Raw genomic sequence first — 19,846 nt, forward strand, 5'->3', positions numbered from 1 at the left:
ATGAGCATCATTCTCACCGTCGCACCGGTTCACCGTCCCCGGTTATGGACGATGCAGCTGTATGGCTATCTGCTGATCTTGCCAGCACTCAGCTTTTTGCTGCTGTTCACCCATTATCCGGCGGTTGCGACCGTGTGGGAAAGCCTGTTCAGCGCGGCGCGCAACGGTCATCCGGCCCAGTTTGTCGGGCTGGATAACTACCTTGCGCTGCTGGATGACGACATCTTTATCCAGTCGCTGCGCAATAACCTGCTGTATGCGCTGATTACCATTCCGCTGGCGGTCACGCTGGCGCTGTTAATGGCGCTGGCGGTCAACCGGCAGATGCGCGCCACTGCGCTGGTTCGTACCGCCTTTTTTATTCCCTCGCTGCTGCCGATGATCGCCATCGCCAACCTGTGGCTGTTTTTCTACACGCCGCAGCTCGGCTTGCTCAATAAGCTGCTGGCGCTGTTTTCGCTACCGGCGGTTAACTGGCTCGGTGAACCGCAGAGCGCGCTCTACTGTCTGATGGCGGTTTCGGTGTGGCGCGAAGCGGGTTTCTTTATGATTTTTTATCTTGCCGCGCTGCAGCAAATCGATCCGCGACTCGGTGAAGCAGCGGCGATAGAAGGTGCCTCGCGCCGCTATTTCTTCCGACGGGTACAGTGGCCGCTGCTGATGCCGACCACGCTGTTTGTGCTGATCAATGCTTCGATGAATGCGTTCCGCATTGTGGATCAGGTGATCGCCATGACCAACGGTGGCCCGAATAACAGCAGTAGTTTGCTGCTGTTTTACATCTATCGCACCGCCTTCAGCTTCTGGGAAATGCCTGCCGCCGCGGCGATGACGGTGGTGCTGCTGGTGATCCTGGCCGCCATTGCGCTGCTGAAATTCAACCTGCTGGACAAGCGAGCCCATTACCAATGACGCTGACACTCTCATTTGGTCGTTTATGCCTGAATACGGTCATTGTCCTCGCGGCGTTGCTGTGGTTTTTACCGATTCTGGTGGCGTTGTGGGTGGCGATTCATCCGGCGTCGGAACAGGCCAGTTTTTCATTACTCTCTCCGTTGACCCTGCAGAACTTCGTGGATGCCTGGCACGCCGCGCCGTTTGCCCGCTACTTCCTTAATACCGGACTGCTGGTGCTGATGATTGTGGTGGTGCAGCTGGTGCTGGCGACGATGGCGGCATACGCGCTGGTGCGTTTTCGCCTGAAATTCGCCGGGGTGATCTTTGCGTTGATCCTGCTGCAGTTGATGATCAGTCCGGATGTGCTGATCCTGAATAACTATAAAACCATCGGCGCGCTGGGATTGCGTGACACGCTGACCGGCATCGCGCTGCCGTATTTCTCCTCGGCGTTCGCCATCTTTCTGCTGCGACAAACCTTTAAAAGTATTCCGCTGGTGCTGGAAGAGGCGGCAATTGTTGAAGGTGCCAGCCGCTTTTATATTCTGCGGAAGATTTACATCCCGCTGGCGAGGCCGATTTATGTCGCCTTTACGCTGGTGTCGATCAGCTTTCACTGGAACGATTTCCTCTGGCCGTTGGTGATCACTGACTCGGTCAACGTGCGTCCGCTGACCGTCGGCCTGCAGCTTTTTTCCGCGCCAGAGCAGGGTGTGCAATGGGCGCTGGTCAGTGCGGCCACCCTGATGACTACCTTACCGCTGCTGGTGCTGTTCCTGATTTTTCAGCGTCAGTTTATTCAATCGTTTATGCGTGCAGGTATTCGCTAAGGAGTGCTTGTTGTGTCTTATCCGCATCCACTGAACCCGTTACAGCGAGAGCTGTTAGGGGATGTCGCCAGGCTATATGCCTTGCCCAACGTGCGTTCAGCCGCGCTCAACAGCACCTTGCGGTTTGGGCTGATTGCCGATCCGCAATATGCCGACATTGACGCCGATATCGCCAAGAATCTGTACTATCGCCATGCGCTACAAAAATTGCCGCAGGCGATTGAGGCACTCAACCGGCAGCCGCTGGATTTTGTCGTCACGCTCGGGGATTTGGTCGACCGTCATTGGGAAAGTTTCGCGGCGATCCTGCCGGTTTACGAACGCCTTCACCATCCGCATGCGGTGGTGTTGGGCAATCACGATGCGCAGACCCTTACCCTGCACCTCAACGACGCCGCCGCGCTGCCGAAAAGCTATTATGCCTTTGGGCTGCAAGGCTGGCGTTTTATTGTTTATGACGGCAACGATATCAGCCTCTATTGCAACGCGCTGAACGGCGACGATCGCGCGCAGGCGGAGGCGATGCTTGCCGACCTCAGCGCACGGCACCAGCCGCAGGCCAAACCCTGGAATGGTGCGGTAGGCCAGCAGCAGCTCAAATGGATTGAGCAGCAGTTGCAGGATGCCCAGCGGCACGAGGAAAACGTGGTGGTATTTGGCCACTATCCGCTGGCTCCGCACAACAGCCATAATTTGCTGAATGGGGGGGAGCTGGCCGAGTTACTTGCTGCTTACCGTGTAAAAGGCTGTTTCTCCGGGCACGATCATCGCGGCGGCTATGCCCGTATTGGCGAAACCGGCTTTTACACCCTGAAAGGGATGTTGGATGGCGCCGACACGGTGCCCTTTGCGGTGGTGGAAATCGAAGGGGATACGTTGCGCGTCAACGGTTACGGCGGTGAAACCAGTCATCTATTTCCTCCGGACTGAAGCTGAATAATGGGCTAAAATGAACGTCGCAGCATGCCAGTCAGTCTCCGAACGGTCTGAGAAGCTGACTGGCAGGGGATCCGTTATCGACATTCCGGGTTTAAGATCGCCGTACCAATATGACGCCGTCACGCCACCATCCATCAGAAAATCGCTACCGGTAATAAAGCTGCCTTCTGGCCCCATCATCAGAGCAGCACCTTCCCGCGCTTTCTGCGTTCTCAGGGCGTAAGTCAGCTAACAGCACAGTCTTACCCTGGCTGACCCGACGTACAATCGCCTGACCGATTGATCCCGCACCGATAACAACAAAAACGTCTTTCATAATGACTCCAGAGAAAAGGGTGACACTCGCGGTAAAAATTATCTGATCCAAAAACCGGGGGATTTCAAAATCGCGCCCGGCGAAACACGCTCAATGCCAGTTCTGTTGAGTGACACGGCAATGCCTTTCCAGGGTTCCGTGAGTGCTGATGATAAGAAATATAGCGGGTTGAAGTGAGGATGACTGTAGGCGAAAACAGCCAGGGGTTATGAGTTGGGCTCATAACTGTGATGAGCCTGATATCGGACGCATCCAGAGTGCGAAATGATTAACAGCGCTCTCAGGGTTATTCAATGATGAACAGCCCTCATAGGGCTATGCAGTGAACGACGCTAATGTCCTGGAGCTTTTTATATTATCTTTCTGAGAGTTAACTCAAGAAAGGTAGCGTTATTATGAACAGCTCAGATTCCCTTAATCCACGCCAACGCGCGATTATCCCAATTGCGGCTTTCACTGCCAAAGGCGATATCTCTTCTTTGACGATAGCAGGCGGTTTGAATGTGGGGCTGTCTCAGCAACAGATCGGCGCGTTATTCACTGAGTACGGTCACAGCGTAAATATCAGCGAAGGCCAGCGCGGTGAAGAGTTGCTGGCGGAGGTTCTGCTTAGCCGAACAGCCGAGTAGACTGGTTTTTGTCGTTAAACGAATGGCCGTTGAACAGACTGCCATTCTCGTTATCCTTTATATCTTACGGCTTCAATAAGCTTTGAAAATGCCGCCGTATGCTGTTTTCGGCTGGGGTAATACAGGTAATAGCCGCTAAAAGGTTCGCACCATTCATCCAGCAGACTTTCCAGTCGACCTTCATTAATATGATGCTTGACGGTGTCTTCCGGCACACAGGCAATGCCCATGCCGGATAACGCCGCATCAATTCGTGAGGCAAGATTATTGAAAATAAGCTGCCCTTCAACTTTAACCCGGATCTCTTTTCCATCTTTGCTGAACTCCCAGCTATACAGACCACCCAGCGTTGGAAGTCGCATATTAATGCAGCTGTGATCCTGAAGCTGATAGGGTGTTTCCGGTTGGCCATATTTCGCCAGATAGTCCGGCGAGGCGACGACCGCCATGCGCCAGTCGGGACCAATTCTTACCGCCACCATATCTTTTTCAATTGACTCGCCCAACCTGACGCCCGCATCGAAGCGGCCACTGACAATATCTGTCAGCGTGTTATCGACCGATAATTCAACTTTAACCTCGGGATACGCCTGTAAAAATGGCTTTAACAGCGGCCAGAGTGTCGATGACAGTGCATGTTCACCGGCGGTGATACGAATGTTTCCCGAGACAGAACCGACATTATCGGTGATTTGCAGTAAGGCTTTTTCAATATCCGCAATCAGCGGCCCCACGCTTTCGATTAATCTTTCACCGGCTTCTGTCGCTGCCACGCTACGCGTCGTACGCGTCAGCAATCGGGTTTGCAACCGCTCTTCCAGGCCGCGAATGGAATGGCTTAACGCCGATTGAGAAACGCCTAATTTCGCGGCTGCGCGCGTAAAGCTTTTCTCTTGGGAGACCATCACTAAGTAAATGAGATCGTTGAAATTTTCTTTGAGCATAGTCAGCCTTGTGCAAGCGTGGGTGGGGACCCGGTCAGTATCCTCTATTTTGTCGGGTGGTTTTTATGAATTTTACTCATAGGTGCTTTTCGATTATTGACTCTAATCGTCACGCCGCAGGTTTGCTACAGTCATTTCACGCTATACACATTGAATAAGGAACATCGCATGTTGAAAATTATCCCTAACGGCTCAGTGCCGTCTGTCAAAGGCCCGGAGCAGTATTTCACCGGTACGGTTCGCATTGATGCGCCGTTCAGTGGCACCGAATCCGCGCGCGTTGGCGGTGCAACCGTGACTTTTGAACCGGGCGCACGCACGGCCTGGCACACGCATCCACTCGGTCAAACGCTGATCGTCACTCACGGCCAGGGCTGGATCCAGTGTGAAGGTGAAGACACCGTGGTGATGAATCAGGGTGACATCATTTTCATTCCCGAAGGCGTGAAACACTGGCATGGCGCCACGGCAGATAACGCGATGACCCATATTGCGATTGCCGAATCACTGAATGGCAGCCCGGTAGAATGGCTGGAAAAAGTGACCGACGAGCAGTACAAAAAATAACGATTTAATGAAAGCTTCGCCGGCAGAATATTGCCGGCAGGCAGTTTGAGAAACTTATATGGATGACGCCGATCAGCGTTTGAAATCCTTTACCGTAAAGTCGTCCGGCATGACGTTTGTTATTATTCTGAGTGCCTTAATGGCTTTTACCTCGTTATCCACCGATATCTATCTGCCCGCCATGCCGATAATGGCAAAAGAACTGCACGGTGACGCTGAACTGACCATTACCGGTTTTTTAATCGGTTTTTGTATCGCTCAGCTGATCTGGGGGCCGTTAAGCGATCATTTTGGCCGTAAAAAACCGCTGTTTGTCGGTCTGGTGCTGTTTATTATTGGCTCGATCGGCTGCGCGCGCTCTACTGACATCACGCAGATTGTTTTCTGGCGCGTGTTCCAGGCGCTGGGGGCCTGCACCGGTCCGATGCTGGCTCGCGCCATGATCCGCGACCTGTTCGGTCGTACCCGTGCCGCGCAAATGCTGTCGACGCTAATCGTCATTATGGCTATTGCGCCAATTGCCGGGCCGCTGATCGGCGGGCAGATGATCAGGGTTACCTCGTGGCACAGTATTTTTTGGCTGCTGGCGGTGATTGGCACCGTTATGCTGATCGTTATTTGCTGGCTGCCTGAAACCTTACCGGAAGATAAAAGGGTGAAAGCTTCTTTAACGGGGGCCTTCAGCAATTATTATCTGCTGCTGAAGAATAGCCACTTTATGCGATTTACCATGTGCGTGACGTTTTATTATGTCGCTGCCTATGCCTTTATTACCGGTTCTCCGTTTGTCTATATCACTTACTTCCACGTCGATCCGCAGCACTATGGCTGGCTATTTGCCGTTAACATTGCCGGAGTCATGGGGGTAAGTATGTTGAACCGAAAGCTGGTTCAGCGCTATCCGTTAGAATTACTGCTGAAGATTGCCAGCGTTATCGCGGCGTTGGCCGCTGTGGTGCTTGCCGTGTGTACCCGCTTTGAAGTTGGCGGGATCGCGATGGTCATTCTGCCGGTGTTCGTCTTCTTTTCCATGAACGGCATTATTGCCGCCACCTCAACCGCCTCGGCGATGGATGCCGTACCCAACGTTGCCGGCTCCGCATCAGCCCTGATTGGATCGCTTCAGTACGGTAGCGGCATTATTTCGTCATTACTGCTGGCTTTACTCAGTGACGGCACGTCCTGGACCATGGGCTGGATAATTGCAGCTTTCACCCTGGCGGCGGCGGTGATGGCGTTAACCGTTTCATCCCGGTCATCCTGACAAGGCTGTCAGGAAATTGTCAGCTTAATGTCGGCGACTATTACGCAAAAATAGCGCCTAAGAGTGAATCAGGAAAAATGCCTAATGCGATTACTGTTGATGAAAATCACCGAAGCGCGCAAGCAGCGCGGCATTCAGGATAGCCAGGGAAAAGATCCCGTCCAGGCTGTTCCCGTGGGGGAAGAACTCCGCCAGCTGGGCATCGCCAATCAGACAACACTCTCTGGCGCACCGGTGCAGGGGCCGCTGTTGAATTTGCCCCGGTAATCAATCAGTTCCTGCAAACCCATCTTTTTGGCGATATTTTTGCCCGCGACAACCTCGACTGGCAGAGCCGGGAACTGGCGACGGTGGGTGCGTTAGCCGCTACGCCGGGCGTGGAAACGCAACTGCTGTCCCATATGCGGGCCAGTTTGCGCGTCGGCCTGAGCACTGAACAACTGCGGCAGGTGGTGGAACTGTTGCGTGATAACGGTGACCCGGCTGCGGCCGGGCGTGCTGAACAGGCGCTGAATAACGCGCAGGAAAACCTGAAATAGCCTTTCACCTGATGAAGAGGAGACAGCATCTCAACTTTGCATGATGCCGATCGTAGAAGGCTACTCACCGCGCTGGCAGGCGTCGCCGTGGCCACCAGCATTTTTACCCCAGCCGCCGCCAGCCCGGTGATTAAACAAAATAACAGCCGTAAGCTGGTGGTCTGTTTTTCCAGAAGCGGCAATACGCGGGTGATCGCAGGCGTGATCCATCGCAGCCTGAAAACCGATTACGTTGAGATAGAACCGGTCACCGCCTATCCCGCCGATTATTTCCAGACCGTTGCGTTAGCAAAAAAACAGCGCGAAGAGGGCGTTAAGCCTGAGCTGAAAAATGTGGGCATTGAGTTGGCAGGTTACCAGACAATTTATTTAGGCTTTCCCATCTGGGGCACCAGCGTCCCGCCCGTGGTGCAAACCTTTCTGGCTAGCCACAACCTGACGGGAAAGTTGTTAATCCCTTTTATCACTCACGGGGGATACGGTGTCGGGGACAGTGAGGAGATTCTGGCCGATCTTGCTCCGCAGGCCCGCAGAGAGAAACCGCTGGTGATTGAATGTGACCAGGAAAGACAGACCACGGAAACGGTGATGCAGTGGTTAGAGGTCATTCGTAGCTAAGGATGTTTAATTCCGGTGAACCCTGTTCAGGCTGGCGGAATAACGAATCGGTTCAGGCGGCATGTGATGCGCGCCCATTAAGAGGAAATACGCGTGAATGCACTCTTTAAAACGTTAGGCCTGACTCTGTTAGCAGGTGTTGTGTGGGCCCAGGCCCAAGCCGCTGAACCGCTGATCATTCAGTCGCAAGGCAGCTTTTCTGCAGGCGGTGGCGTGGCTACGGCGGCGGGCAAATTCGATGCGAAAAAGCCACTCGATCCTGCCGGTCAAACCTACCATGGCGATCACGCGAATGTGTTTTATCAGATCCCGGTTTATCCGCATAAATATCCCATCGTGATGCTGCACGGTGCGGGACAGTTTTCGCGAACCTGGGAGTCAACGCCAGACGGCCGGGAGGGGTTCCAGAATATCTTTCTTCGCCGGGGATTCCCGACCTATCTGGTCGATCAGCCGCGTCGTGGTGGTGCAGGGCGGAGCATGGTGGAAACTTCAGTGACGCCAAAACCCGACGAGCAACTGTGGTTTAATCAGTTCCGTCTCGGCGTCTGGCCTGAGTTCTTTAACGGTGTGCAGTTCTCGCAGGATAAAGAAGCCCTGAATCAGTACTTCCGCCAGATGACGCCGAATACCGGACCCTACGATGCGAAGGTAATTTCAGATGCGATGTCAGCCGTTATTGATAAAACCGATCCGGCTATTCTGTTTACGCATTCCCAGGGCGGCGGCCCGGGGTGGGGTACCGCCATCAAGAATAACAAGGTCAAGGCTATCGTGGCGTTTGAGCCCGGCAGTGGTTTTGTTTTCCCTGCCAATGCGTTACCGGCACCCATGCCCAGCGCGTTTGATACCTTAAAAGGGGAACCGGTGCCACTGGAGCAGTTTAAGGCGCTGACGCGCATTCCCATTCTGATCATTTATGGCGACAACATCCCTGACAAACCGGTCGCGATGCCGGCTCAGGATAGCTGGCGCGTACGCCTGGCGATGGCAAGACAATGGCGCGATGTGGTTAACAAACAGGGTGGCGATGTGAAGGTTATCCATCTGCCGGAAATCGGCATCAGGGGAAATACGCATTTTCCCTTCTCCGATCTGAATAACGTGCAGATTGCTGACGTGGTCAGCCAGTTCCTCAAAGAAAAAAACCTGCAGTAAATCCCCCGTTAGCTGCGCGCATTGATTAATGAGCGCAGCTAATAACCCCTAGCAGATTACGCCCTCTAATCGAACCAATCCCGCCAGGCTATGCTGATCTAAACTCGACAAAGGATAACCCTATGCAAACGGTAAAACTGAATAATGGCATCGACATGCCGCTTCTCGGCTTTGGTGTCTTCCAGATGACCGATGCCGCCGAATGCGAGCGCGCCGTCATTGACGCCCTTGAAACCGGCTACCGACTGATTGATACCGCTGCCTCCTATCAAAATGAAACGCAGGTCGGTAACGCGCTTAAGCAGAGCGGCATGGCGCGTGACGAACTGTTTGTGACCACCAAGCTGTGGCTACAGGACACCCATTATGAAGGGGCAAAGGCGCAGTTTGAGCGGTCGCTGAACCGGCTGCAGCTGGATTACGTCGACCTTTATCTGATCCATCAGCCGTATGGCGATGTGCACGGTGCGTGGCGTGCGATGGAGGAGCTGCATCAGGCCGGTAAAATTCGTGCCATTGGCGTCAGTAACTTCCAGCCGGATCGCCTGGCGGATCTTATCGCCTTTAATAACATCGTTCCGGCGGTCAATCAGGTCGAAGTGAATCCGTTCTACCAGCAGCTTCATGCCGCGCCCTGGATGCAGAGTCGCGGCATTCAGCCCGAGGCCTGGGCACCGTTTGCGGAAGGAAAAAATGGTCTGTTCCAGCATCCGCTATTGTCCGCCATCGGCGACAAATACGGGAAAAGCGTCGGGCAGGTTGTCCTGCGCTGGATCTTCCAGCGCGGCATCGTCTCGCTGGCTAAATCCGTGCGCAAAGAGCGCATGGAAGAAAACATCAATGTGCTGGATTTCGCGCTTAACGATGCTGACATGATGCAGATTACGGCACTGGACACCGCGACCAGCGCCTTCTTCTCGCACCGTAACCCGGCGATGGTGGAGTGGCTGACCGGCCGCAAACTCGACGTCTAATCACACTGAATGAAACCGGAAGGAGAGAGAAATGCAAAAACGTTATTTGGGCAACTCAAAACTTGAGGTTTCTGCGCTGGGTCTGGGGTGTATGGGCCTCAGCCACGGCTATGGTCCGGCGACCGGGTCGCGCCAGGCGGTGGAGCTGATCCGTGCGGCGGTAGAACGCGGCGTGACCTTTTTCGATACCGCAGAAGTCTACGGGCCCTACCTCAATGAAGAGGTGGTCGGCGAGGCGTTAAAGCCTTATCGCGATCGGGTGGTCATCGCCACCAAATTCGGCTTTACCTTTGGCAATGATAATAAGCAGCAGATCCTCAACAGCCGCCCGGAACATATCCGCGAAGCCGTTGAAGGCTCGCTGCGCCGTCTGAAAACCGACGTCATCGATCTGCTTTATCAGCACCGTGTCGATCCCGACGTGCCGATTGAAGATGTGGCGGGAACGGTCAAAGATCTGATTGCCGAAGGTAAGGTAAAACACTTTGGCCTGTCAGAGGCTGGCGCAAAAACTATCCGTCGTGCGCACGCCGTACAGCCGGTCACCGCGCTGCAAAGCGAATACTCCATGTGGTGGCGTGAGCCGGAGCAGGACATTCTGCCGCTGCTTGAGGAGTTAGGGATTGGCTTTGTGCCGTTCAGCCCGTTAGGAAAAGGTTTCTTAACCGGCGCGATTAAACCGGGCACCACCTTTGGCGAAGATGATTTCCGCAGCAAAGTGCCGCGCTTTGCCGCTGAAGCGATGGCCGCCAATGAAAAACTGGTGACGCTGCTGGGCCATCTTGCCTCAGAGAAGGGCGTGTCCTCGGCGCAGATTGCGCTGGCATGGCTGCTGGCTCAAAAGCCGTGGATTGTGCCTATTCCGGGGACCACCAAGCTCCATCGCCTGGAGGAGAATCTGGCCGCGGCGGATATTATTCTGTCGGGTGATGAGATGCATAAGCTGACTCAGGCGCTGGAAACCATCAAAGTGATCGGCGAACGCTATCCCGCCGCGTTACAGGCGAGAGTCGGCGGCTAACGTCAACCTTCGGCACGTTTAAACGCGCACTCAGGCGGCGAGAGCAGGAGCATCGCCGCTGATATCGCCGCAAAGGTCAGCAAAGCAGGTACCACGCCGGTGCCTGCAGAGAGCAGGCCGAACAGAACCGATCCGGCGACCTGACCTGCGGCCAGCGCGAAGAAAACCGCCGCCACGCCGGTTGCGGGCGCGTTGTTTGTCACCGCCACTCCACTCACCAGTAAAACGCCGGACAGCGTTACGTATCCTGCGCCGCAACAGGCCACCGCCGGGAACAGCCACCCGTGCATCTGCTGACTCACTGCCAGCAATACCAGCGGTACGGCCATGGCCAGTTGCGAAAGACGGTAAACCTGCTTCATTCCGATGCGCTCCGCCAGCGGACCGGTTAGCGCCCCCATCACTCCCGCACCTCCCCCGACCAGCCACAGCAGATTGACGGTACCGGCTTCGACATCAATATGATGACGCAATACATCCGGGCCAAAATTCCACCAGGCTGCGCTGGCTATGCCGCTGAAGAAGGCGATCAGCATCAGATTTAGCATGGCACGTTGCAGAAGCGTTTCACGCCAGCCGGGCGGTGTTTCGCGGGCAGTCGTTTGCCCACGCGGCACGTAGCGCAGGATCGCCGGCAGGCAAGCCAGGGCAAATAGGGTGAAGACAATACAGGCCGCGCGCCAGCCTCCGGGCAGAAAGTACAGTATTGGCACCGACAGGATGATCCCGGCGCTGGTGCCGGAATTAATGAGGGTATTCAACTTTGGCTGCGTCTCAGGTTCGACCACCAGGTCCACCGCGGCTGCCAGCGAAGGGGACGCTAAACCCGGACTCAGGCCGGCGATAAACAGCCCGGCTGCCAGCATCGCGGGGGAACCTGCGACGGCAATCACCGCCAGTCCTGCCGCGGCACAGCAGGCGGCCGCCGCTGCCAACCATCGCGGGCCAAACCGCTGGTCCAGCACAGACGACGCCACGATGGCAAGGCAGTAAGCGGCAAAACTACAGGCCGAGATAAAGCCCGCCATTTGCGGGCTGAACGGGATATCAACGTTCACCTCGGGCAGCATCAGCCCCCAGGAAAAGCGCGCCATGCCGTAGGTGACGGCAATCAGCGAGGTGCCGGCGATGCCCAGCGCGATCGTTTTCATCGGCGGGTGTCGCTGGCGGTAAGCAGCGCTGCCGCCTCACCGGCGCGAAAGGCGGCTTCAGGTCCGGCGACCAGCGCCGCGGTAATTGCCCCTTCAAACAGCATCCAGATGGCATCCGCCAGCACCTCGCGATGCTGGCCGGGCATATTGCGTACGCAGGCCGCGATGTATTCACGCATCTCGTAGCGATAGTCCAGTGCCAGCGCCGACAACCAGACATCCTGCTCGGCATATTCTCCCCACGCTTTCAGGAAGAAACAGCCGGACGTGCCGTAATCCTGCATCCAGCTGCCGAGCACGCTAAACAGTTGCGCGATCGCCGCCGGATCCTCCGCCGGAAGCAGCGCCGCAGAGAAGCGATCTTTTCGGGCATTCATCACCGCTTCGGTCAGCAGTTCCCGCGAAGGAAAGTAGCGATACAGCGTGCGGGTGGAGACGCTGGCTTCGCGACAAATCCTGTCGGTGCTGGTGGCGTGAAAACCGTTGCTGTAGAACAGCCGCTCAGCGGCGTTCAGGATGTCCTGTTTCTTTTTCATCCTCTAAAAGTAAACCGATCGTTTTACTTTTGCAAATCAGCCGTGGAAAAAGTCACTCAGCTCGCGGGCAATGGCTTCGGGCTGTTCTTCCGGCAGGAAATGGCCGCAATAAGGGACCACAACGCCGGTGACATCTGCTGCAAACGGGCGCAATGGTGCTGCCATATCGGGGATCGAGCCCTGCCCGGCACTGATGGCGAGGATTGGCATGCTCAACTTGCCGTTAGCCTGTAATTCCCGGTTTTGCTGTGCGGAGAGGGCGGCGGAACGGTAGTAGGCGAGGCCCGCGCGTAATCCACCGCTTTTCATCAGAATGCGCAAATACTCATCCATGTCAGTTTCAGAGAAGACGTCAGGGCAGGCGGTTTTGCGCTTCAGGAACCACTCCAGGTAGACGCGTTCATGCCCTGCGATCAGCGCTTCGGGCAGGTCCGGGATGACGTGAAAGGCGAAGTGCCAGGTTTTCCAGGCAGCATCCGGCGACACGGGCAGGGCATCCGGCAGGGTGATCCCCGGAATACCGGCATCCAGCAAGGCCAGTCGCTTAACCTCGTCACCGTATAGGGCAGCATAAGGCCAGGCTACCCAGGCTCCGACATCGTGCGCGGCCAGGTAATAGCGGCTGATAGCCAGTGAGCTGAGCAGGCCGTGCACCTTTGTTGCCAGCGATCGGGTGTCATAACCCGTTTCGGGCCGATCTGAATCGCCCTGACCCGGCAGATCCGGCGCAATAATGCGGTAGGTCGATGCGAGCCGCGCCATCACCTGTCGCCATGCAAACCAGCTTTGCGGGAAGCCGGCCAGCAGCACCAGGGTTTCGCCCTGCGGATTGCCGCCGCAGACATAATGCAGCCTGACCCCCTCAACGTTGGCATAGCGATGTACAAAACCGGGAAGGGTGCTGTCAGCAAATGTCGTGGGTTCCGCCTCGGTGCGGCGGGGCAGGACGCTTTCTGTTGTTGGCTGTTTCATCGTGGACCTCTTTAGTGATTGCCTGCGGGCTGGCAGGTATGTCTATTAGGAAATGAATACTTCCTAAATGGCTAAATTTTTAATCGAGTAGCTTCATCGCCAGCGTGATGGTGGCTTCGCGGTCACTGATATTTTGCATCTTACCGATGATACGCATGCCAAAAATCAGGCATAAAATCAGTTCTGCTGCGGTCTCCACCGCCAGGCTGCGGGATACCGAGCCATCCTGCTGGCCCTGGGATAACAGCGAGGTCAGCAGGCTTTTATTACGGATCACTGCCTGACGAACCAGCGCTGACAGCGCCTCGTCCAATACCTGCAATTCGGTGGCGCTGCCGACCACCAGGCATCCACGTCTTCCTTCAACATCCTGAGCCGATTCCAGATAGAAGCGCAGTAGCTCGGCCAGTTTCTCGCGGCCGGTGGTGAGCAGCGCCAGACGCTCGCGCAGCGCGCCATTACGCAACGAGGTGTAACGCTCAAAAACCTGCAGGAAGAGCGTGCGTTTATCCTTGAACGCCTTATAGATGCTGCCTGCGGTCAGGTTCATTGCCTCGCCCAATTCCGCAATCGAGGCGGCGTGAAAGCCTTTTTCCCGGAACACCAGCATGGCGTTGTCCAGCGCCAGGTCGGTATCAAACTCGCGTGGGCGGCCGCGCTCTTTGCTGTGCTGCGGCAGAAGGGATGCGTTGTTCATAAGTATCCAATAAGGGAACGATTGCTTCCAAAATGCCAGAGAGCGGGATAACTGGCAAGAGAGTTCTCGCTCAGCAGCCCATCGCGCATTATTCTGATAGGCACCTCGTCAGCCTCAGGAGAAGATCGTGGTGATACGTATTGCGATACCGGATGATTATCAGCGGGCAACCGCTCAGCTTAGTTTCCTGCACGATAATCCGGCCTTTCAGTGCCGCGCGCTGGGTCACCTGCCAGATCCGCATGCCAGCGAGGTGCTGGCGACGGCCGAGGCGCTGATTTTGATCCGCGAACGAACGCAGATCGATGCCGCTTTTCTGCGACAAACCCCTCAACTTAAGCTGATCAGTCAGACGGGCAAAGTCGCGCGCAATATCGATCTGGCGGCCTGTCAGCGGGCTGGCGTGGCGGTGGTGGAAGGAACGGGCTCGCCGGTGGCGCCTGCAGAACTGACCTGGCTGCTGATAATGGCCTCCCGCCGTAAGCTGGTGTCCTCGGTGAATGCCATGGCCGCCGGACGCTGGCAAACGGAGATCGGCAGGGCAGTTAACCGGCAAACCCTCGGCATTCTTGGCTACGGCAAAATTGGCAAGCTGATTGCCGGCTATGCCCGTGCTTTCAATATGCAGGTGCAGGTATGGGGCAGCGAACGCGCCCGCGAGGAAGCGCGGCGCGATGGTCACAGCGTGCCTGCCGATCGCACCGCCTTGTTTGCCACCAGTGATATTCTGTCTGTCCATCTGCGACTGGTCGACGCAACCGAAGCCAGCATTAGCGAGGCCGATCTGCTGGCGATGAAACCGGATGCGCTGTTTGTGAATACCAGCCGGGCCGAGCTGGTCGCGCCGGGTGCGCTACTGCATGCGCTGGGCCAGGGGCGTCCGGGCTTGGCCGCGCTGGATGTCTACGAGCAGGAGCCGGTGTACGATCCGGCCTCGCCGCTGTTGCAGATGCCGAACGTGCTCTGTACGCCGCACCTCGGTTACGTCGAGCAAGCCAGCTACGAGGCCTATTTTCGCGTGGCGTTCGACAACCTCACCCGCTTTTTTGCCGGCGATCGGTCACAGGTGATTAACCCCTGAGTTCACTCTCTCAGCGCGCCGCATAAATAATAAAGGTCACCACGCCGAACACGCTCAGCCCGGCTTCGTCGTCGATATCGATGGCGGCGTAGCTGGGATTCATCGGCAGCAGCTTCACCGAAGGCGTCAGCTGCAATTTCTTCAGGGTGAATTCGCCATCAATAGCGGCAATCACCCGATCGCCATGCTGAGGCTTTAACGAGCTGTCTACCACCAGCATATCGCCGTCGTTAATATTACCCTCGATCATCGAATTTCCCGCCGCACGGATAAAGTAGGTCGCGCTGGGATGGCTGACCAGCAGTTCATTCAGGTCTATCCGCGATTCCACATAATCGGCCGCCGGCGAGGGAAACCCGCAGGCGACCCGTTCAACGAACAACGGGATGGTGAGAGGACGCGGAGAAACAACAAGTTGGTGCATGTGCATAATGATGACTCAATGTTACTGTGTTTATATACAGTATTATCAATCCGTGCTGGCAATCAACCGCTGAATCAGCGTAAAAACCTACGCGCTTGTTCTGCTGAGGAATTTAGTTTCTGCCTGAAAAAACGTGGCGAATACGCGGCCTGCGTAAATGTAAAAATTAAGTAAAAGATGCGGTCAGCCGCCGCATTCACTGAAGCTTTTTCAGGCAAGGCCGATACCTGTGCTGAATGGAGGAACTGGCAAAGAGGCACAGGATGATCAGGCGAATTCAGGTACAGGCGCTGCGCGTTGGGATGTATGTGCACAAGCTGGAGGTTTTCTGGCTCAAGCATCCGCTCGTCCACAACGACATGCTGCTGACCACCAATCTGCAGATCCAGGTGATTGCAGAAAACGGCATTAAAGAAGTCTGGATCGATCTGTCTAAAGGGCGGGCGCCGGACGAAACAGACACAGAGATTGAAGAAGACCAGGCGGACGTGCCGCGTGGTCCCATCAGCATGCATCAAGAAGTTGAGCAGGCGCAGGCGATTTGCCTGAATGCCAAAGGGCAGGTAATGGATATGTTCAGCGATGCCCGGCTGGGACGTACCATCGACACTGTCAGCACGCTGCCGCTGGTGGATGAAATCGGCGGTTCGATCAGCCGACATCCTGCCGCGCTGCTGAGCGTGGTGCGGCTGAAAACCCATGATGATTACACCTATCTGCATTCGGTCGCCGTCTGCGCGCTGATGGTGTCGCTGGCCAGGCAGCTGCAGCTGGAAGAAGAGCAGGTGCGGCGGGCGGGAACCGCCGGGCTGCTGCATGACGTGGGTAAAGCCGGGATCTCGCTGGATATCCTCAACAAGCCCGGCAAGCTGACCGACGCCGAGTTCGACATCATGAAACAGCATCCGGTGATTGGCGAAGCGCTGCTGCGGAAAAGCGGCGGCGGCGAAGATCTGCTGGACGTGGCGTTACACCACCATGAAAAATTCGATGGACGCGGCTATCCGCATGGCCTGGCCGGTGAAAAAATCTCGCTGCTGGCGCGGATGGCGGCGGTCTGCGACGTCTATGATGCGGTCACCTCTAACCGGCCTTATAAAGCAGGCTGGAATCCGGCCAGCGCCATGCACCAAATGGCCAGCTGGGAAGGGCACTTCGACCGCAAGGTGTTCTTCGCCTTCGTGAAGGCGGTGGGCATCTATCCGGTGGGCTCCACCGTGCGTCTCGCCTCAGGACGCATTGCGGTGGTCGCCGAACCGGGTGGAGGCTCACTGCTGCAACCCAAAGTCTGCGTCTTCTATTCACTGGTCACCAACCAGAGGCTGTCACCGGAGATCGTCGACCTCGCCGATCGCTTCTGCTGGGACAGCATTACCGGCCCGGAAGAGTCCACTAACTGGCACGGCATCAATGTTGATGCGCTGTGGATGAAGCCGGTAGCCTGAGGGTCGGGCAAAGGCGGATCGGTCCGCCTGAACCCTTACCCCTGTCACTCACAGTTTTTCCGAGTCATTTCCGCTAAACATTTCGCCTTTCTCCTATGTCTTTTTCCCCAGTAATTTGGCAGGCTGGATGCATCGATCCGGGCTCAAAGCCGCGTATTGTCTGGCAGAGTCAGGATCAGCGTCTATACTGAATGCTGATATTGCTGCGTTTTCCTCGTGCGTTGTGGGTGATTCAGATACGCCATCTGACCCTCCCCCGTGAGTTGGGCCGTAACACAGCCCGATGAACGTATCGCCGTAACACACTCAATCAGGAGGAATACTTTGAACACCCAGAATGAAACCGCGCCCCAGTTATCCGCCAGCGGCCGGTATGCTTTTTTCTTCGATGTCGATGGTACGCTGGCTGCCATTCAGTCCCGTCCGGATGAAGTGTTTATCCCCGGAGAAGTGATTTCTCACCTGGACCGACTCAGCCGCCTGACCGATGGCGCGCTGGCACTGGTGTCGGGCCGTCCGATGTCTGAGCTGGACGCGTTGGTCGCACCCTTGCACCTCCCACTGGCTGGCGTTCACGGTGCTGAACGACGCGACGGCCAGGACAACATTGAACGCCTGTCCCTGCCGGATGACGTCGCCCGTTCGCTCTCTGCTTTACTGGGCGAGGCGATGGCGAAAATGCCGGATACCCAACTTGAAACCAAAGGAATGGCCTTCGCGCTGCACTACCGGCGTGCGGAACACTATCAGCAGGACGTGCTGGCACTGGCCGAGGCGATGGTCGCACGTTTCCCGGTGCTGGCTCTGCAACCGGGCAAATGTGTGGTTGAGCTGAAACCGAAAGGCGTCAGTAAAGGGGCGGCTATTGACGCGATCATGCAGCAGGCCCCGTTCGCCGGCAGAACGCCTGTGTTCATCGGCGACGATGTGACAGATGAAGCCGGATTTAAGGTTATCAATGCTATGGACGGCATCGCCATTAAAGTGGGCGAGGGACCAACGGAGGCCGGCTACCGGTTACCGGACGTCGCTGCGGTTTACCACTGGCTTGAACAAACACTATTACAACTAGATCAAGACGAAACAACGTCGGTAAGGAGTCAAGGTTATGAGTCGCTTAGTAGTCGTATCTAACCGCATCGCTGTACCGGATGGGACCAAGGCCAGCGCAGGCGGTCTGACTGTCGGGATCGTGGATGCCCTGAAAACCACCGGTGGACTGTGGTTTGGCTGGAACGGCGAAATCAATGAAATCGGTGAAGATGACGAGGATATGGACCTGTTCGAACAGGACAACGTCACCTACGCCTCTTTCGGGCTGAATCAAAACGATTACGACCTGTATTATCTGCAGTTCTCCAATGCCGTGCTGTGGCCCGCTTTCCACTACCGGCTTGACCTGGTTAACTTCCAGCGTGAAGCCTGGGAAGGCTACTGCAACGTCAACACGCTGCTGGCTAACCGCCTGCTGCCGCTGCTGAAGCCGGATGATGTACTGTGGATCCACGATTATCACCTGCTGCCATTTGCGGCCGCACTGCGTAAGCTGGGCGTGAATAACCGCATCGGATTCTTCCTGCATATTCCGTTCCCGACGCCGGAAATCTTCAATGCGCTGCCGCCGCACAATGAGCTGCTGGAAATGATGTGTGATTACGATCTGCTGGGCTTCCAGACAGAGAGTGACCGCACGGCGTTCCTCGAATGCCTGTCGCTGATGACGCAGTTGCAGACTGACGGCAAGCAGCATCGCGCCTTTGGCAACACCTTCGCCACTGAGGTCTACCCGATCGGCATCGAGCCAGACAGCATTAAAGAGATGGCGGAAGGGCCATTGCCGCCGAAGATGGCTGCAATGAAAAAAGACCTGGGCGATGCGAAAAACATCATTGCCTGTGAGCGTCTGGATTATTCCAAAGGGCTGCCTGAGCGTTTCCTCGCTTATGAAGCGCTGCTGGAGAACTATCCTGAGCATCACGGCAAGATCCGTTATTCGCAGATTGCCCCGACCTCGCGCGGTGACGTGCAGGCCTATCAGGACATCCGCCATCAGCTGGAAACGGAAGCCGGGCGTATTAACGGCAAATACGGCACGCTGGGCTGGACGCCGCTGTATTACCTTAATCAGCACTTCGATCGCCGTCTGCTGATGAAAATCTTCCGCCTGACCGATATTGGTCTGGTGACGCCGCTGCGCGATGGCATGAACCTGGTGGCGAAAGAATATGTCGCCGCACAGGACCCGAACGATCCGGGTGTGCTGGTGCTGTCTCGCTTTGCCGGTGCCGCCAACGAGCTCACCTCCGCACTGATTGTGAACCCTTACGATCGTGATGAAGTGGCCGCCGCGTTGAACCAGGCGGCGACCATGCCGTTAAACGAGCGTATCTCTCGTTATAACGACATGATGGCCGTGCTGCGACGCAACGATATCAGCAACTGGCGTAAAACCTATCTGAAGGATTTGCAGGCTGTAGAGCTGCGCACGACGGAGCAGGGGGAGGCCAATAAGGTCGCCACCTTTCCGCGACTAGCATAATCTGTGCCAGTAAACAAAAGGGCGATCTCAGGTCGCCCTTTTTTTCGACTAAAATCAGCACCATAAATGAGACAGGGGTCTAAGTTTTCCTCAAAAAAGAGCCATTTATAAGAAAAATAACGAAAATTGCCCCTTTCCACTAAAGATTGTCTGCAGAGTGCCGATACTTACCCTGATAGCTCAAAATTCCGCTAAAACATTCATATCACTAATGTAACTGCCGATTACATCCCTTTACACGCCCTAAACACAAGCTGGATAAGGCTTACGAAACGCTATCGCTTGCTGATAGAAACCTGCGCTAT

Annotated in this window: 20 protein-coding genes and 1 pseudogene; 15 read left to right on the forward strand and 6 right to left on the reverse strand. The window is 55.9% G+C overall.

The genetic code is table 11. The annotated features are described in order from the left end of the window. The 4 genes from AC1UKS_RS09280 to AC1UKS_RS09295 all read left to right on the forward strand — a co-directional run bounded on the left by AC1UKS_RS09280 (position 1) and on the right by AC1UKS_RS09295 (position 3,611). Entirely contained in the window at positions 1-912 is a 912-nt protein-coding gene (locus AC1UKS_RS09280; RefSeq protein ID WP_482436580.1) for a carbohydrate ABC transporter permease, read from the forward strand. After that, a complete protein-coding gene (locus tag AC1UKS_RS09285) occupies positions 909-1,727 on the forward strand; it encodes a carbohydrate ABC transporter permease (RefSeq protein ID WP_265910746.1) in 819 nt (272 codons plus the stop codon). The genes AC1UKS_RS09280 and AC1UKS_RS09285 overlap by 4 nt, the downstream gene beginning before the upstream one ends. Before the next feature lie 12 nt (positions 1,728-1,739). Next, positions 1,740-2,657, forward strand: a complete 918-nt coding sequence (locus AC1UKS_RS09290; protein ID WP_482436581.1) for a metallophosphoesterase — start codon at positions 1,740-1,742, stop codon at positions 2,655-2,657. Between the two features lie 720 nt (positions 2,658-3,377). Continuing rightward, positions 3,378-3,611 carry a hypothetical protein gene (locus AC1UKS_RS09295; protein ID WP_482436582.1) on the forward strand — a complete coding sequence of 78 codons (234 nt, stop codon included), beginning with the start codon at positions 3,378-3,380 and terminating at the stop codon, positions 3,609-3,611. Positions 3,612-3,661: 50 nt separating this feature from the next. Here AC1UKS_RS09295 and AC1UKS_RS09300 read toward each other — a convergent pair whose 3' ends face one another. Continuing rightward, on the reverse strand, positions 3,662-4,555 hold the full coding sequence (locus tag AC1UKS_RS09300) for a LysR family transcriptional regulator (RefSeq protein WP_265910742.1): 894 nt from the start codon (positions 4,553-4,555) through the stop codon (positions 3,662-3,664). 168 nt (positions 4,556-4,723) lie between these two features. Between AC1UKS_RS09300 and AC1UKS_RS09305 the strand changes: the two genes are divergently transcribed. The 7 genes and pseudogenes from AC1UKS_RS09305 to AC1UKS_RS09335 all read left to right on the forward strand — a co-directional run bounded on the left by AC1UKS_RS09305 (position 4,724) and on the right by AC1UKS_RS09335 (position 10,696). After that, positions 4,724-5,122, forward strand: a complete 399-nt coding sequence (locus tag AC1UKS_RS09305) for a (R)-mandelonitrile lyase (protein ID WP_482436583.1) — start codon at positions 4,724-4,726, stop codon at positions 5,120-5,122. A gap of 58 nt (positions 5,123-5,180) precedes the next feature. Next, on the forward strand, positions 5,181-6,386 hold the full coding sequence (locus AC1UKS_RS09310; RefSeq protein ID WP_482436584.1) for a multidrug effflux MFS transporter: 1,206 nt from the start codon (positions 5,181-5,183) through the stop codon (positions 6,384-6,386). Between the two features lie 96 nt (positions 6,387-6,482). After that, positions 6,483-6,925: pseudogene (locus tag AC1UKS_RS09315) on the forward strand (carboxymuconolactone decarboxylase family protein); the annotation flags it as partial. Positions 6,926-6,952: 27 nt separating this feature from the next. Beyond that, positions 6,953-7,543 (forward strand): flavodoxin, encoded by a 591-nt coding sequence (locus tag AC1UKS_RS09320; protein ID WP_482436911.1) that lies wholly within the window; start codon positions 6,953-6,955, stop codon positions 7,541-7,543. A gap of 120 nt (positions 7,544-7,663) precedes the next feature. Further along, a complete protein-coding gene (locus tag AC1UKS_RS09325; RefSeq protein ID WP_482436912.1) occupies positions 7,664-8,701 on the forward strand; it encodes an alpha/beta hydrolase in 1,038 nt (345 codons plus the stop codon). 122 nt (positions 8,702-8,823) lie between these two features. Further along, positions 8,824-9,675, forward strand: coding sequence for an aldo/keto reductase (locus AC1UKS_RS09330; RefSeq protein WP_482436585.1), 852 nt, complete (start codon positions 8,824-8,826; stop codon positions 9,673-9,675). A 31-nt stretch (positions 9,676-9,706) separates the two neighbouring features. Then, positions 9,707-10,696 carry an aldo/keto reductase gene (locus AC1UKS_RS09335; protein WP_482436586.1) on the forward strand — a complete coding sequence of 330 codons (990 nt, stop codon included), beginning with the start codon at positions 9,707-9,709 and terminating at the stop codon, positions 10,694-10,696. Positions 10,697-10,698: 2 nt separating this feature from the next. Here the strand turns inward: AC1UKS_RS09335 and AC1UKS_RS09340 are convergent, their stop codons facing one another. From AC1UKS_RS09340 to AC1UKS_RS09355, 4 genes are all read right to left on the reverse strand, one after another. Next, positions 10,699-11,847, reverse strand: a complete 1,149-nt coding sequence (locus AC1UKS_RS09340; protein ID WP_482436588.1) for an MFS transporter — start codon at positions 11,845-11,847, stop codon at positions 10,699-10,701. After that, complete coding sequence (locus AC1UKS_RS09345) at positions 11,844-12,383, reverse strand: TetR/AcrR family transcriptional regulator (protein ID WP_482436590.1); 540 nt, start codon at positions 12,381-12,383, stop codon at positions 11,844-11,846. Before AC1UKS_RS09345 ends, AC1UKS_RS09340 begins: the two co-directional genes overlap by 4 nt. Before the next feature lie 36 nt (positions 12,384-12,419). After that, on the reverse strand, positions 12,420-13,355 hold the full coding sequence (locus tag AC1UKS_RS09350; RefSeq protein ID WP_482436591.1) for an alpha/beta fold hydrolase: 936 nt from the start codon (positions 13,353-13,355) through the stop codon (positions 12,420-12,422). A 79-nt stretch (positions 13,356-13,434) separates the two neighbouring features. Next, complete coding sequence (locus AC1UKS_RS09355; protein ID WP_482436592.1) at positions 13,435-14,052, reverse strand: TetR/AcrR family transcriptional regulator; 618 nt, start codon at positions 14,050-14,052, stop codon at positions 13,435-13,437. A 127-nt stretch (positions 14,053-14,179) separates the two neighbouring features. On the opposite strand from AC1UKS_RS09355, the gene AC1UKS_RS09360 reads away from it, so the two are divergent. Further along, positions 14,180-15,133 (forward strand): D-2-hydroxyacid dehydrogenase family protein, encoded by a 954-nt coding sequence (locus AC1UKS_RS09360; protein WP_482436593.1) that lies wholly within the window; start codon positions 14,180-14,182, stop codon positions 15,131-15,133. A 10-nt stretch (positions 15,134-15,143) separates the two neighbouring features. Here the strand turns inward: AC1UKS_RS09360 and umuD are convergent, their stop codons facing one another. Continuing rightward, complete coding sequence (umuD, locus tag AC1UKS_RS09365) at positions 15,144-15,563, reverse strand: translesion error-prone DNA polymerase V autoproteolytic subunit (RefSeq protein ID WP_013202564.1); 420 nt, start codon at positions 15,561-15,563, stop codon at positions 15,144-15,146. A 257-nt stretch (positions 15,564-15,820) separates the two neighbouring features. On the opposite strand from umuD, the gene AC1UKS_RS09370 reads away from it, so the two are divergent. The 3 genes from AC1UKS_RS09370 (at position 15,821) to otsA (ending at position 19,541) form a co-directional block, all read left to right on the forward strand. Further along, positions 15,821-17,002 carry an HD-GYP domain-containing protein gene (locus tag AC1UKS_RS09370; RefSeq protein WP_482436595.1) on the forward strand — a complete coding sequence of 394 codons (1,182 nt, stop codon included), beginning with the start codon at positions 15,821-15,823 and terminating at the stop codon, positions 17,000-17,002. 324 nt (positions 17,003-17,326) lie between these two features. Continuing rightward, a complete protein-coding gene (gene otsB, locus AC1UKS_RS09375) occupies positions 17,327-18,136 on the forward strand; it encodes a trehalose-phosphatase (protein ID WP_265910727.1) in 810 nt (269 codons plus the stop codon). Next, positions 18,111-19,541, forward strand: coding sequence for an alpha,alpha-trehalose-phosphate synthase (otsA, locus tag AC1UKS_RS09380; RefSeq protein ID WP_482436596.1), 1,431 nt, complete (start codon positions 18,111-18,113; stop codon positions 19,539-19,541). Before otsB ends, otsA begins: the two co-directional genes overlap by 26 nt. The last annotated feature ends 305 nt before the right edge of the window (positions 19,542-19,846 follow it).

It is taken from the genome of Erwinia sp. AK-PDG3-5 (assembly GCF_056821705.1).

Bases quoted from the DNA above. Each gene is read 5' to 3' on its own strand.
- AC1UKS_RS09370 (WP_482436595.1), top strand. From the start codon at position 15,821: ATGATCAGGCGAATTCAGGTACAGGCGCTGCGCGTTGGGATGTATGTG.
- AC1UKS_RS09345 (WP_482436590.1), bottom strand. From the start codon at position 12,383: ATGAAAAAGAAACAGGACATCCTGAACGCCGCTGAGCGGCTGTTCTAC.
- AC1UKS_RS09335 (WP_482436586.1), top strand. From the start codon at position 9,707: ATGCAAAAACGTTATTTGGGCAACTCAAAACTTGAGGTTTCTGCGCTG.
- AC1UKS_RS09340 (WP_482436588.1), bottom strand. From the start codon at position 11,847: ATGAAAACGATCGCGCTGGGCATCGCCGGCACCTCGCTGATTGCCGTC.
- AC1UKS_RS09300 (WP_265910742.1), bottom strand. From the start codon at position 4,555: ATGCTCAAAGAAAATTTCAACGATCTCATTTACTTAGTGATGGTCTCC.
- umuD (WP_013202564.1), bottom strand. From the start codon at position 15,563: ATGCACATGCACCAACTTGTTGTTTCTCCGCGTCCTCTCACCATCCCG.
- AC1UKS_RS09330 (WP_482436585.1), top strand. From the start codon at position 8,824: ATGCAAACGGTAAAACTGAATAATGGCATCGACATGCCGCTTCTCGGC.
- AC1UKS_RS09295 (WP_482436582.1), top strand. From the start codon at position 3,378: ATGAACAGCTCAGATTCCCTTAATCCACGCCAACGCGCGATTATCCCA.
- AC1UKS_RS09355 (WP_482436592.1), bottom strand. From the start codon at position 14,052: ATGAACAACGCATCCCTTCTGCCGCAGCACAGCAAAGAGCGCGGCCGC.
- AC1UKS_RS09350 (WP_482436591.1), bottom strand. From the start codon at position 13,355: ATGAAACAGCCAACAACAGAAAGCGTCCTGCCCCGCCGCACCGAGGCG.
- AC1UKS_RS09310 (WP_482436584.1), top strand. From the start codon at position 5,181: ATGGATGACGCCGATCAGCGTTTGAAATCCTTTACCGTAAAGTCGTCC.
- AC1UKS_RS09280 (WP_482436580.1), top strand. From the start codon at position 1: ATGAGCATCATTCTCACCGTCGCACCGGTTCACCGTCCCCGGTTATGG.
- AC1UKS_RS09305 (WP_482436583.1), top strand. From the start codon at position 4,724: ATGTTGAAAATTATCCCTAACGGCTCAGTGCCGTCTGTCAAAGGCCCG.
- AC1UKS_RS09285 (WP_265910746.1), top strand. From the start codon at position 909: ATGACGCTGACACTCTCATTTGGTCGTTTATGCCTGAATACGGTCATT.
- otsA (WP_482436596.1), top strand. From the start codon at position 18,111: ATGAGTCGCTTAGTAGTCGTATCTAACCGCATCGCTGTACCGGATGGG.